At 72.8% G+C, this 12,991-nt stretch carries 9 protein-coding genes; 6 read left to right on the plus strand and 3 right to left on the minus strand.

Annotation, left to right across the window (positions count from 1 at the left end; all coding sequences use genetic code 11):
• The first annotated feature begins 555 nt into the window (after positions 1–555).
• A complete protein-coding gene (locus tag N912_RS53755; RefSeq protein WP_051580587.1) occupies positions 556–3,186 on the plus strand; it encodes a bifunctional lysylphosphatidylglycerol flippase/synthetase MprF in 2,631 nt (876 codons plus the stop codon).
• On the opposite strand, the gene N912_RS0122000 is transcribed toward N912_RS53755, so the two are convergent.
• Entirely contained in the window at positions 3,130–4,473 is a 1,344-nt protein-coding gene (locus N912_RS0122000) for an alpha/beta hydrolase (RefSeq protein WP_028924096.1), read from the minus strand. The two genes, N912_RS53755 and N912_RS0122000, sit on opposite strands and share 57 nt — an antisense overlap.
• Positions 4,474–4,629: 156 nt before the next feature.
• Here N912_RS0122000 and N912_RS0122005 point away from each other — a divergent pair, with 156 nt between their 5' ends.
• The 4 genes from N912_RS0122005 to N912_RS60570 are packed head-to-tail and all read left to right on the plus strand — an operon-like array spanning position 4,630 to position 9,690.
• The gene (locus N912_RS0122005; protein ID WP_156993857.1) at positions 4,630–5,313 is read left to right on the plus strand and encodes a hypothetical protein; all 684 of its coding nucleotides are present in this window, start codon (positions 4,630–4,632) and stop codon (positions 5,311–5,313) included.
• Between the two features lie 3 nt (positions 5,314–5,316).
• Complete coding sequence (locus tag N912_RS0122010; RefSeq protein ID WP_028924098.1) at positions 5,317–6,036, plus strand: hypothetical protein; 720 nt, start codon at positions 5,317–5,319, stop codon at positions 6,034–6,036.
• Positions 6,037–6,051: 15 nt separating this feature from the next.
• Positions 6,052–6,780 carry a hypothetical protein gene (locus N912_RS0122015; RefSeq protein ID WP_028924099.1) on the plus strand — a complete coding sequence of 243 codons (729 nt, stop codon included), beginning with the start codon at positions 6,052–6,054 and terminating at the stop codon, positions 6,778–6,780.
• Positions 6,781–6,783: 3 nt separating this feature from the next.
• A complete protein-coding gene (locus N912_RS60570; protein WP_156993859.1) occupies positions 6,784–9,690 on the plus strand; it encodes a CHAT domain-containing protein in 2,907 nt (968 codons plus the stop codon).
• Between the two features lie 21 nt (positions 9,691–9,711).
• On the opposite strand, the gene glpK is transcribed toward N912_RS60570, so the two are convergent.
• Both glpK and N912_RS0122030 read right to left on the minus strand, forming a co-directional pair.
• Positions 9,712–11,199 carry a glycerol kinase GlpK gene (gene glpK, locus N912_RS0122025; RefSeq protein WP_028924100.1) on the minus strand — a complete coding sequence of 496 codons (1,488 nt, stop codon included), beginning with the start codon at positions 11,197–11,199 and terminating at the stop codon, positions 9,712–9,714.
• Positions 11,200–11,273: 74 nt separating this feature from the next.
• Positions 11,274–12,038 (minus strand): IclR family transcriptional regulator, encoded by a 765-nt coding sequence (locus tag N912_RS0122030; RefSeq protein WP_028924101.1) that lies wholly within the window; start codon positions 12,036–12,038, stop codon positions 11,274–11,276.
• A gap of 131 nt (positions 12,039–12,169) precedes the next feature.
• Here N912_RS0122030 and N912_RS0122035 point away from each other — a divergent pair, with 131 nt between their 5' ends.
• A complete protein-coding gene (locus N912_RS0122035; RefSeq protein WP_028924102.1) occupies positions 12,170–12,979 on the plus strand; it encodes an MIP/aquaporin family protein in 810 nt (269 codons plus the stop codon).
• The last annotated feature ends 12 nt before the right edge of the window (positions 12,980–12,991 follow it).

Genomic DNA, 12,991 nt, shown 5'->3' on the forward strand with positions numbered 1-12,991 from the left:
CAATGTTTGATGACACAATGACACATTGGCTCGCGGGCCGACCGAGCGAGGCGCCCGCCGACCAAATCCAGCCGGGCGCCACGGACTCGCCAGGACGCCGGCCGACGCCTCCGGACAACGCACCCTGCCTGCGTGTTCACTCTCATCGCCGGTCGTGGTGAAATCGAACATTGCGGACACCCCCGGTGCGGCGGGTACATTTCTCAGTGACCCTCGGCCGTCGATTTCGCCCCGAATTCCGCGCGACGTTTCCGGGAACCCGGCCGGGTCGGCATCGTTCCCGGTCGGGAATGTACCCAAAAGAGGGGCACACGTTTGTCGGTATGACTCGGGCATCACCGCTCGGCATCCGGCTGGTCAGGCGCGGTTCGTTGTTTTGTTATCAAATATCTAAGCGTCCGTGCATCCGCGCGCGTTGTTGTCGGCGGGTTCGGAGACAATCAGCGGGCGGATCCGCGTGAGCGGTGCGTACCGTCGCATGAGCCATGACGACGGTCCCGGCCGGTGGGCCACGAGGCGTGCGTGACGAAGGGGCGGTGAACCCGGTGGTCGACCATGTCGACGAAGGCCGGTAAGCGCGGACCCGGAGAGCTGGCCGGGTCGGCGGTGCGGCGGGTGCGCGCGACCCCGTTGACGGCGGCCGCGCTGGTGGTGCTGTGGGGTGTCGGGTGGGCCACCGGCAGCCTGGCGCACGGCCCGTCCGCCGAGCTGGCCGCAGGTGTCGGGCTGAGCATCGGGCGGCTGCGCGAGGGCCACTGGTGGGCGCCGCTGAGCTCGATGCTGTGGTGCCCGGGGTGGTCGGCGTACCTGTTCGCGAGCGCGTTGCTGCTGGTCGTGGTGCCGGTGGTGGAGCGGAGGCTGGGCGTTGCGCGGGCGCTGCTGCTGTGGGTGGTGGTACAGCTGCTCGGCACCGGCGCCGGGCTGGCCCTGGTCGGGCTGGTCGGGGCGAGCCCGGGGCGGTGGGCCCGGCTGGTCGGCACCGCCGTCACGGTCGGCCCGGTGCCGGCGTTGATCGGCCTCGCGCTGGCCGCCACCGCCTGGCAGGGCACCCTGTGGCGGCGCCGCCTGCGGCTGTTGATGCTGGTCAGCCTGGTGATGCTGGCGTTGTACTCCGGGACGCCCGGGGACGTGCTGCGGCTGGGCGCGGGGTTGGCCGGCGGGGCGGTCGGGGCGGTGGCGGCTAAGGGCAGAGCGGTGGGGGCGGCGTGCGTCCGGGCGAGGCTGGTGCGGCGCGGCGGCAGGGCGCGGGCGGGGTTCTCCACGCCCGAGCTTCGGGTGCTGGTCGCGCTGCTGGTGGCCGCCTCGGCGGTCGGCCCGCTGATCGCCGCGTTCGCGGACACCCACACCGGGCCGCTGTCGGTGCTGCGGTTCGTGTTCGCCACGCCGCCGCCGAGCCCGGCCGAGGTGGCCCAGATCTGCACCGACCCGGCGGCGCCGCCGAGGGAGTGCGCGCACCTGCGCGCGCGGCTGCGCCTCTACGGCTTCGGCCCGGCCACCATGTCGATCATGCCGATCCTGTTGCTGCTGGTCGCGGCCGAGGGCCTGCGGCGGGGGCGGCGGGCGGCGTGGCTGATCGCGGTCGGGCTGAACCTGGCGCTGTTCGTGCTCGGCGTGCTGTTCGCCGTGCTGACGGTGCGCAGCCCGGTGCGGGAACGGATCATCGCCGGTCCCGGTCACCACGTCCACGGCGCGCTGGCCTTCGCGCTCCCGGTCGCGCAGCCGCTGCTGGTCGTGCTGCTGCTCGCGGCCGCCTGGCGGCTGTTCGCGGTGCGCGCGCCGGCGGGGACGTACCGGCGCTGGATCACCGCCTCCGCGCGCACCGGCGTCGCGGTGTCGGCGGCCTACCTGGTCGCGGGCCTGGCGCTGCCGGGCGGGTTCGAGCCCGCGCCGACGCCGGCCGCCCTACTCGCCGACCTGCCCACCCGGTTCCTGCCGCCGGACTACCTCGGCGCGATACAGGCGGACTTCTTCCCGGTCTGGCCGGTGACCACGCTGGTCTTCGAGTGGACGGGGGTGGTGTTCTGGGCGGTGGTGCTGGCCGGCGCGGTCGCGGCGTTCACCAGGGTTCGGCTGGCGCCGGCCACGGACGTCTCCGCGCGGGTGCGCGCGCTGCTGGCCGGCGGCGGCGCGGCCACCCAGTCCTACCCGGCGACCTGGCCGGGCAACTCCTACTGGTTCACCCCCGACGGGTCCGCGGTGGTGGCCTACCGGGTCATCGCCGGCGTGGCGATCACCACCGGCGGCCCGATCGGCAAGAAACGCCACCACCGGGGCGCGATCGCCGGGTTCGTCGAGTACTGCCACCGCAACAGCTGGCGGCCGTGCCTGTACGGGGTCGGCGCGGACGCCGCCACCCACGCCGCCGCGCTGGGCTGGCACATCGCGCAGGTCGGCGAGGAGGCCATCCTGCCGCTGGCGAACCTGAAGTTCACCGGCAAGAAGTGGCAGAGCGTGCGCACCGCGATCAACCTCGCCGCCCGCAGCGGGATCACCGCGCGCTGGTACCGGTTCAGCGACGCGCCACCGGAGGTCACCCGCCAGATCCGGGCGATCTCCCAGGAGTGGGTGGCGCACAAGGGGCTGCCGGAGATGCGGTTCACCCTGGGCGGGCTCGACGAGCTGGCCGACGACGACGTGCGGCTGCTGGTCGCGGTCGACGAGGACGGCACCGTGCACGCGGTGACCAGCTGGCTGCCGGTGCGCCAGGACGGCACGCTGGTCGGCTACACGCTGGACTTCATGCGCCGGCGCGCGGACGCCCCGAGCGGCGTGGTGGAGTTCCTCATCGCCAGCGCCGCGCGCGACTGCCGGGCCGACGGCCTGGAGTTCCTGAGCCTGTCCGGCGCGCCGCTGGCCAGGATCGGCCGGGACACCCCGGCAAGCGGGCTGCAGCGCGCGCTGGACTCCATGAGCCGGATCCTGGAGCCGATCTACGGGTTCGCCTCGCTGCTCGCCTTCAAGGCCAAGTTCCAGCCGTCCTACCGGCCGCTGTACCTGGCCTACCCGGACCCGCTCGCGCTGCCCGCGATCGGCGCCGCGATCACCCGCGCCTACCTGCCCGGGCTCACCGCGCGCGAGGTCTGGGGCATCGGCCGGGTGATGCTCGGGACGGTCCTGCCCCGCCGGCCGTCACCGGGGCGCGACCAGGCCGAGCTGGCCGGCGGCCCAGGGCATCGCCAGCCGTAGCCCGTCGTGCGCCACCGTCCAGGAGTGCGCGCCGGGCACCCGCAGCAACTGGACGTTCATCTTCGCCCTGGTCGCGGCGGCCAGCACCCGCTGCGCCTGCGGGCCGTAGACGGTGTCCCGCTCGCCGATGACCACCACGCCCGCGCTGTGCTCGAACGTCGCGGTGGCCAGGATGTCCAGCGGGTTGACCGTGCGGAACCGGTTCTCGTCACCGCCGAAGGTCGCCTTCACGGTCTGCTCCCGGCCGCCCAGCGTGGGCTCGTCCTGGCCGGAGATGTCGATGAACAGCGGGTACGCCCCCGGCGCGCGGACCGCGAGCTGCAGCGCACAGGTACCGCCGTAGGAGAACCCGCCGATCGCCCAGTGCCGGGGGTCGGCGTCCACGGTCAGGTTGGCGTGGACCCAGGCGGGCACGTCGTGCGCCAGGTAGGTCTCGACGTTGCCCAGCGCGGAGTCCAGGCACAGCGGGTTGCCCAGCGCCGAGCCCGTCGCGTCCGGCATCACCACGATCGGCGCCAGCCCGGCGTGCGCGGCCGCGAACCTGTCCATCAGCTCGGACACCTTGCCCGCCGTCAGCCAGTCCTGCGGCGCCCCGGGCTGGCCGGCGATCAGCACCAGCACCGGCAGCGCCGGCCGGTGCGCGCCCAGGTAGGCCGGCGGCAGGTACACCGACCCCTGCCGCGCGGCAAAGCCCGACCGGGTGCCCGGGATGCTCACCTTGCTGACCCGCCCGCCGCGCGGCATGTCCGGCGGCGGCCGCCAGGTCTCGATCAGCGGCCGGCTCGGGGCGGCGGGCTCCTCCGGGGCCGGCGGCGGCTCGGCGGGCGCGGAGGCGGGGGCGATCGCGGCGAAGTCGACCTCGTTCGCCGGCTCGACGCCCAGCGCGTCGCCCACCGTCGGGTAGTACCCGTACACACTGTTGATCTTCATGCCGGCCAGCAGCACCACCGCGAGCGCCATCGGCACCGCCGCCGACCGCCGCCACCACTCCGACGCCCGCGCCGGCCACCACGCCCCGACCGCGGCCACCACCGCGAACAGCGCCAGCCCAACCCAGGCCAGCACGTCGGCCGGCAGCGGGTCCGGGAACGGCCGCCACACCACGTTCACCACCAGCGCGACCGCCCCCGCGGTGACCACCGCACCCACCGCCGCCGCCGGAGCCACCGCCACCCACCACGGACGCCCCCGCCGCACGGTCAGCCCCACCGCCCCCGCCAACCCCGCCACGGTCAGCACCACGGGCAACGGACCGGCAAGCGTGGACACATCCAGCAGACCGGTCACCGCACGAGTATCCGCTCCGGCGCCGCACGGCTTGTCGGGGTGTCGCGCATGGTGCGGGGTGTGCGGCACCCCAGGTAGGTGTGCGGCGGGCGGTCATTCCGGCCGGCCAGATAAGATTTCGGCTTCGGCACCAGGCAGAGGGGCACGGTCGACATCGTGATGGCCCGGTACGCGATGCTGTTGGTCTTTGTCGCCGCGATCGTCGTCGCGTTCGTGCCCGGGACCGTCATCCACCTCATCGGGCTGGGCGTGTGGTGGTTCGGCGCACTGGTGGTCATCGACCTGTTCATCGGCGGGGGGCTGCCGGCACAGGTCCTCTGGGGGCTCGGGGCGGCCGCGGCCGCGTGGGCCTACACCTCAGGCCAGGCCGAGAGCATGGCGACCGACGGCCATGGGCTGCTGGCGCTCGCGATAGGGACCGCGCTGCTCCAAGTGTTGTCGCTGGTGCGCGCGAGGCGTACGGCGACGCGGCGCCCCGGGCCGGTCGGCGCGGGGGCACCCCCGACGGAGCCGGTCCCTGCCCCCGATCCACGCCAGGAGGTGGCGCGCGTCCTGGCCGTGATGGCCGGACACGTCGAGCGAGCGGCGGCCGACCGCGCGGATGGCGCGGCGGAGCTGGCCAGCCTGCTCGGCCGCTACCGATCTCGTCATGGCACCGACACGATCGCGACCTCCTCCCGGCCGGCGGTGGTGCGTGGCGCGGTCACCGACCTGGCGAGGGGCATGGAGGCGGTCCTGCGCCGGCAGTCGGCGGACGCGCCGGGGCACGCACACGTGGTGCTGGCGGCCCGGTACGCGGACCTGCTGGTCGACCTCGTGCACGGCCGAACGGGGGAATGAGCTGTGGGGCGGGACGTCGAGCACCTGGTACAGAAGGCCCTCGGCAAATGGGAGAAGGCCCGCGCAATGGGCGAACGGGGGAACCTTGCGTTCGCCGGCGTGCTGTACACCAGGGCCATCGGCAGGTTCGTCAGCTATTTCCAGCTCACACCGCACGCGAACGTCGTGCCCGCCTACCATGCACTCGCGTCGATGGGCTGTGAGGCCGCGATGATGTTCGACCATCGCGGCGACGGAGAGCTCGCGATCCAGTTCGCACGCGCGGGTCTGGCCGCCTCGCATCTCGCCGACCCCGCCAAGGGCGAGCCGGCGCGCATCCGGAACGCGCTACGGGACGAGGCGACGAGGCCGATGCACCAATACGTGCTGACGGACGCGCGGCCGCCGCTGCGCCCGGCGACCTTGATCGGTGGTGCCGCACAGGCGCGCGCCCTGCTGGCCGGGATCCTCCGGAAGTATCCGGGCCTGCCAGAGCCGACCTCCCCCCGATGGCCGATCGGCAGCGGGGGAAGGGTGAGCTACCTGCAGGATCAGAAGCGGTACCTGCGAGCAGTGCTGCCCAGCTGCGTCGGCCTGGACAACGACGCCGAGATGCGGACGCTCGCGACCGAGGCGGTCCTCATCTACGACGAGCTGTGCCAGTCGGAAGGTGGTTTCGAGTCGGCCTCGAGGCGAGCCGTCGCCACCCTTGCCCGCATCGACGGCCTCGCCGGTGACGAGTGAACCAGGAGACGTGTAATGGCCCGAACGCCAGCCAGCTCGCTGCAGTCGGCGCTGTCCTGCTGGGACACCGCGAGGAGGCAGGTGGCACGGGGAAATCGCGTCCGGGCCGGGCTCACCTACCAGGAGGGGCTCAACTACTTCGTGCTGTGCGCCAACCTCACCTGGCGCGCCGAGGCCCGCTCGACCACCGCGCCGCGACCGGCCGGCCTGATGCCCGTGTTTCATGCCATCGGGGCGATGGGGCGGGAAGGGGTCCCCGTGATGGAACGGTGCGGTGGGACGCGCGCGGCTCGCCGGCATGCGCGCACCACCCTCGCCGCCTCACACCTGGCGGACCCGACCGGGGGAAGGGCCGAGCTGATCAACGAGGCCCTTGCCGCCGAAACCGGATCCCCGCGGCTCGACCTGAACGGGGACGGCCCGCTGTCGGTGGAGGCCCGGATAGCGGGGGCCGCGCAGGCGCGCCTGCTCCTGGCGACGCTCATGGTGGAACGACCCGACGTTCCTCGGCGGCCGGGCCGTCCCCAGCCGGTCGGGATTCGTGGTTCCGTCTTCCCCGGCACCGAGATCGGCAGGTTCCGGCGGGCCGTGCTGCCGAGCTGCATGGAGCTGGCTGCCGACGACGAGATGAGGCAGCTCGCGCGGGAGAGCGTGGACATGTACACCGAGCTGTGCCGCGCCGTGGCCGGTCATGAGTCGGCACTGGATCGTGCCAAAGAGATTCTTGCGCGGGCCCGCGGGTAGGCCATGCCAGGGGAGGTAGTGGCGCTGCTGGGCGCGCTCGCCGTGTTGGTCTTCCACGCCGGCGACGGCCGGATGCTGTTCATCGCCCGCTTCCGGACGTTCGGGTTCGGGGTGGGCTTGCTCACCTATGCGCTGGCGGCCGGACCGGCGCTCGCCCCTCGGCCCGGCCTGGAGTGGGTCTCGACAGCGACGCATGCCGCGTTCGTCCTCGCCGGGGCCGGTGCGCTGTGGCGACAGAATCAGCACTCGCGACAGCGACGCTCCAACGCCAACTACGATCCGGACGCCGCCTCCGAATGGATCGTCGAAGGCCGGATACTGCTGCGCAGGTTCCTCGCCAGGGACGACTTGGAGGCCCTGGAGCAGGCCGTGGAGATATTCCGGCGCGCGGCCCGCGCCACGGTCAGCCACTCGTCCCACCTCACCCATGTGGCCTCCCTGCTGACGGCGTTGCACGCGCGTTACGAGCGGCTGCGCCGCCTCGACGACCTCGACGAGGCCATCGACATCGGCCGTGAGATCGCCCGAACCGGGTACCGCGGCGGCGCGAGGCGCGCGCTCGTGCTGTCCTTGCTGAGCGCCTCGCTACGGCTTCGCTACGACCATGTCGGCGGCGCCGGAGACCTCGCCGAGGCCGGCGCGGCGTGCCGGACAGCGGTTCGGCTCGTGCCGTTCAGAAGCCGCCACTTTCCGGCCTGCAGCCACGAGTTCGCCTCGGCGCTCCAGAGCGAGTACGCGCTCACCCAGGAGCGACGGTTGCTCGACCTTGCCATCGGGCACATCCAGCGGAGCCTTCGATCGGCACGCAGGCGCGGCTCGGCGCGACCGGTGGACCTGACAACCCTGTGCGCCTTACTCGCCGAACGGGGAAGAAGCACCGGGAGCCTGCGGGACCTCGGGGAAGCCATCGACGCGGGCCGGCTCGCGCTGCAGCGGGTGCCGCCGACCGACCGCCTCTTCCAGTCCTGCCAGAACGCCCTCGCCCTCGCGCTCCGCACCCGCTTCGAGCTCCGCGACCGGACGGCCGGCCCGGAGACGGCCGAAAAACACCGGTACGAGCTCCGGCCCCGGGTCGGAGACCTCGACGAGGCGATTCGCCTCGCGCACCGCGCGACCGAGTCCGTGTCCCCGGACGCGCCGCAAGGCGCCGACCACCGGCTCAACCTCGCCCTGGCCCTGCACAGCAGGTACCGGTACGAGCGGGCGCATGCCGATGACGGCCACCAGGCCGAGCGGACGCTCGGCTGGGCGCTGGAGGCGGCCCGCGACGCCGCGAACCATGCGCTGGCCGACGCCCCCACCCGGGTCAGGGCCGGCCTCGCCTGGAGCGACATCGCCGCATCGAGTGGCCGGCACACGGAGGCCGTGACGGCGTTCGAGGGTGTGATCGGGTTGCTGCCCAGGATCGCCTCGCTCGAGCTTGGGCGGGAGGACCAGGAGGTTCGCCTGGGCCAGTGGACCGGCATCGCCACCAGGGCCGCGGCCTGCGCCCTCAGCGCGGGGCAGCCGGAGAAGGCGCTGGTGCTGCTGGAACAGGGGCGCGGCGTGCTGCTGTCACGTGCCCTCGACGTCCGCGCCGACCTCACGAAGCTGCAGGCCAGAAACCCGACGCTGGCGGCGGAGTTCGACGAGCTGCGAGAGTCGCTCAGCACGGCCTACACCTTGTCGGCGGGGTTCGAAGGCGAGCTCGGGTGGGCTGACGGCGGGACGAGCGCCGAGCCCGCACCCGACGTCGACGACCGGGCGCGGCGGATCCGGCGCGCTCAGGTCGAGCGCTGGGAACACCTGTTGGAGCGGATCCGAGCCGAGGACGGGTTCAGCGACTTCGCCACGACACCGAGCCTGGAGCGGATCCTCGCGCAGGGGGCGGACGGGCCGGTGGTGTACCTCAACGTCAGCGAGGACCGTGCCGACGCGATCATCGTGAGACCGGACGGGGTGATCACGCGGCCGTTGCCCATCACCCTGCGCGAGGTCGCCGACCGCACGCGCGAGCTCCAGCTCGCAGTGGGCCTCGATCGCATCCTCGACCCCTCCGGACGGGAAGCCGTATACGACGTGCTGGCCTGGCTATGGAAATACGTGGTCGATCCGGTGCTGAAGGTCGCGGGCCTACCGGAGCCGGATCCCGAGGGCGCGCCGCCGAGGGTGTGGTGGATCCCCACCGGGGCGTTGACCATGCTCCCCATCCATGCCGCCGGGCTGCATGCCGAGAAAGGCGATTCCCTGCTGGACCGCGCCGTCTCCTCGTACGCTCCGACCATCCGCGCGCTCGCCGCGGTGCGGGAACGCCGTGCCGCCCGCACCGCCCCACGTCCACTGGTCATCGCGATGTCACGGACGCCCGGCGAGGACCCTCTGGAGAACGCCAAGGCGGAGGCCGAGATGGTGTGCCGCCTCTTTCCGGACTCCACGCAGCTGGAGAACGAGCGGGCGACCAGGCAACGGACGCTCGACGAGCTGCAGCGCCACACGTGGGTGCATTTCGCCTGCCATGGGGTGATCGATCCGGACATCCCGTCCCGAAGTCGGCTGCTGCTGCACGACCACCAAGCGAGACCGCTCACCACGGCCGACGTCTCACGCCTCGACCTGGCGGAACCGGCCGTGGCCTACCTCTCCTCGTGCGAGACCGCCCGGACCGGGTCACGGCACGCTGATGAGGCGATCCACCTCGCGTCCGCGTTCCAGCTGGCCGGCTTCCCCGACGTCATCGCGACCCTCTGGAAGATCCCCGACCTGGCGGCGCGCGAGTTCGCCAGGAACACCTACTCGGCGCTCGACCACGCGATCCGGTCCGACACCGCGCTGAACGCGGCCCGCGCGGTGCACGAGGCGGCGCGCCGGGCCCGCACCGACTACCCCAACCTCCCTGGCCTCTGGGCCGGCTACGTACACATGGGCCGCTGATCGCCGGGCGATGCCGGGCGCTCAGTCGGTCGTCACCCATCCCCGGCTGCGTTCCACGGCGCGGCTCCAGTTGGCGTGTTCTCGGGCGCGGACGTCGGCGTCCATGGACGGGGTCCACATGGCCGCGCGATGCCAGTTGGCGGACAGCACCTCCAGGTCCGCCCAGTACTCCACGGCCAGCCCGGCCGCGTACGCCGCGCCGAGCGACACCGCCTCCAGACCGAGCGGTCGCTCGACCGGCACGTCCAGCACGTCCGCGACGAACTGCATGAGCAGGTGGTTCGCGGTCATGCCGCCGTCCACCTTGAGCCGGGTGACCGGCAGCCCGGAGTCCGCGTTCATCGCGTCCACCACCTCGCGGGTCTGCCAGCCGGTGGCCTCCAGCACCGCCCGCGCCAGGTGCCCACGGTTGATGTACGAGGTCAGCCCGACCATCACGCCTCGGGCATCGGCGTGCCAGCGCGGCGCGTACAGCCCGGAGAACGCCGGCACGATGTAGCAGCCGCCGTTGTCCGCCACGGTCAGGGCCAGCGTCTCAATCTGGGCGGCGGTGGGGATCATGCCCAGCGAGTCGCGGAACCACTGCACCAGCGAGCCGGTCACCGCGATCGAGCCCTCCAGCGCGTACACCGGCTTCGGGCCGAGCAGGTAGCCCACGGTCGGGATCAGCCCGTGGGTCGGCTCGGCGATCCGCGCGCCGGTGTTCATCAGCAGGAACGCGCCGGTGCCGTAGGTGCACTTGGCCTCGCCGGGCGCGAAGCAGGCCTGGCCGACCAGCGCGGCGTGCTGGTCGCCGAGCGCCCCGGCCACCGGCACGCCGGGCAGCAGCGTGGTGCAGGTGCCGTAGATCTCGGCGTTCGGCCTGATCTCGGGGAGCATCCGCGCCGGCACGCCCAGCACGTCCAGCAGCGGCTGTGACCATTCGAACGAGCGCAGGTCCATCAGCATGGTGCGGCTGGCGTTCGTCACGTCGGTGACGTGCCGGCCGGTGAGCCGCCAGATCAGCCAGCTCTCCATGGTGCCGAACAGCACGTCGCCGGCCTCCGCGCCGGCCCGCGCGCCCGGCACGTGGTCGAGCAGCCAGCGCAGCCGGGGCCCGGCGAAGTAGGTGGCCGGCCCGATGCCGCTGAGCTTGCCGAACAGCGGCCCGTGCCCGTCCGCCACCAGCTCGGAGACGAAGTGGTCGGTCCGGGTGTCCTGCCAGGTGATCGCCCGCGCCAGCGGCACCCCGGTGTGCCGGTTCCAGATCACCGTGGTCTCGCGCTGGTTGGCGATGCCGAGCCCGGCGATGTTCTCCGGCCCGAGCCCGGCCTGCTTGAGCGCGGCCGGCACCACCCGCGCCACGTTGCGCCAGATCTCCTCGGCGTCGTGCTCCGCCCAGCCCGGGCGCGGGTAGTACTGCCGGTGCTCGCGCTGGGCCACCGCGACCATCCGCCCGGCCCGGTTGAACAGCAGGCACCGGGTGGACGTGGTGCCCTGGTCGATCGCCGCCACCACCCGCTCGCTCACCCGCCCACCCCGTTTCCCCTGGTCAGAACCCGTGAGTGGTTAGCGTTGTCATAGCAACGTTTTCCACTCACGGGTTACGTCTCCTCCCGCAGCGCCGACGAGATCTCCCGGCCGGCGGCGATGAGCTCGGCGGTCAGCTTGGGGCGGGGTTCGCCGCCGGCGCCGAACAGGTGCTCGACCGGGCCCTCGATGCCCAGCGCGGCCACCGCCAGCCCGCCAGGGCCGCGCAGCGCCACCGCCACCCCGCCGGCGCCCGGTTCGTACTCGCCCACGTCGGTGGCGTAGCCGCGGCGGCGGGTGACGTCCAGGTGCGCCTGCAGCGCGGGCACGCTCGCGCAGGTGCGGCCGGTGTAGGGGTGCAGGTCCAGGTCGCGGTGCGCGGGGGTGGCGACCGGCACGAACGCGAGCAGGCACTTGCCCAGCGCGGTGGCGTGCAGCGGCTCGTGCTCGCCGATGCGCAGCCGCTGCGGCGAGCCGTCCGGGCGGAACACGTGGTGCACCAGGCTCGCGGTGGACCCGGCCGGCACGCCCACGTACACCGCGCAGCCGGTGCTGCCGGCCAGCGCGTCGGCCCAGTTCATCGCGTGCGCCCGCAGGTCGTGGTGATCCCAGCCCTCGGCGCCCAGGGTGCGCAGCCCGGAGCCGACCAGGTACTGCGCGGTGTCCCGGTCCTGCGCGACGAAGCCGACCTCGCGCAGCGTGCGGACGATGCCGTGCGCGGTGGCCCTGGGCAGGCCCAGCGCGGCGGCCAGCTCGCCGAGCGCCAGCGGGCGGCCGGCACCGGCGAGCAGCCGCAGCATCGCGGCCGCCCGCTCGACCGACTGAATGGACCCGGGCATCCGACGCAGCGTAGTCCGGATTGTGACCCGGTCGGGGTGTTTGTTCGGCAATGTCGAATGAACGCCGTTGCCGAGGTCACAGTCCGTTTCTAGCGTCACGGCCAACAGGAGCGACGGAGCTCGGAGGAGAGATGCGCAATTCCTACTACGGCGAGCTCATAGCCGAGTTCGCCGGAACCATGATCCTGATCTTGTTCGGCTGCGGCGTGGTGGCCCAGGTGGTGACCACGCCGGACGGCAGCCTCGGCGGGCACGATGCGATCGCCTGGTCCTGGGGCTTCGGGGTGACGTTCGGCGTCTTCGTGGCCGGCCGGATCAGCGGCGCCCACCTCAACCCGGCGGTGACCGTGGCGCTGGCCGCGTACCAGGGCTTCCCCTGGCGCAAGGTGCTGCCGTACTCGCTGGCCCAGACCGCCGGCGCGTTCGTGGCCGCGCTGCTGGTGCGCGCCAACTACGCCGACCTGCTGGCGAAGTACGACCCCGGGCACACGGTGAAGTCGCAGTTCGTGTTCTCCACGCTGCCGGGCAACGGCGCCGAGGGCATCAGCATCGGCACCGCCTTCCTGGACCAGGTGATCGGCACCGCGATCCTGGTCTTCGTGATCTTCGCGCTGGTCAACGCCAGGAACAACCCGCCGCTGGCCAACCTCGCCCCGGTGGCGATCGGGTTCCTGGTGGTGGCGATCGGCATGGCGTTCGGGGCGAACGCCGGGTATGCGATCAACCCGGCACGCGACTTCGGCCCCCGGCTGGCCTCGTTCATCACGGGGTACTCGACGGCCTGGGTGGACCAACACGGCCAGCTCTACTTCTGGTTGCCGATCGTGGCGCCCATCATCGGTGGCCTGGTCGGCGGCGGGCTGTTCCAGCTATTGATCAACCGCAACCTGCCCGCCGACGAGGAAACGCCCACCCCGGTGGGCCGCGACATCCCCCAGTGAACCCATAGGAGT

The organism is Actinospineispora acaciae DSM 45401 (assembly GCF_000620785.1).
GTDB classification, from domain to species: domain Bacteria; phylum Actinomycetota; class Actinomycetes; order Mycobacteriales; family Pseudonocardiaceae; genus Pseudonocardia; species Pseudonocardia acaciae.

Coding starts and splice junctions, on each gene's coding strand:
- N912_RS53755 (WP_051580587.1), top strand. CDS start 556: ATGTCGACGAAGGCCGGTAAGCGCGGACCCGGAGAGCTGGCCGGGTCG.
- N912_RS0122015 (WP_028924099.1), top strand. CDS start 6,052: ATGGCCCGAACGCCAGCCAGCTCGCTGCAGTCGGCGCTGTCCTGCTGG.
- N912_RS60570 (WP_156993859.1), top strand. CDS start 6,784: ATGCCAGGGGAGGTAGTGGCGCTGCTGGGCGCGCTCGCCGTGTTGGTC.
- N912_RS0122030 (WP_028924101.1), bottom strand. CDS start 12,038: ATGCCCGGGTCCATTCAGTCGGTCGAGCGGGCGGCCGCGATGCTGCGG.
- N912_RS0122035 (WP_028924102.1), top strand. CDS start 12,170: ATGCGCAATTCCTACTACGGCGAGCTCATAGCCGAGTTCGCCGGAACC.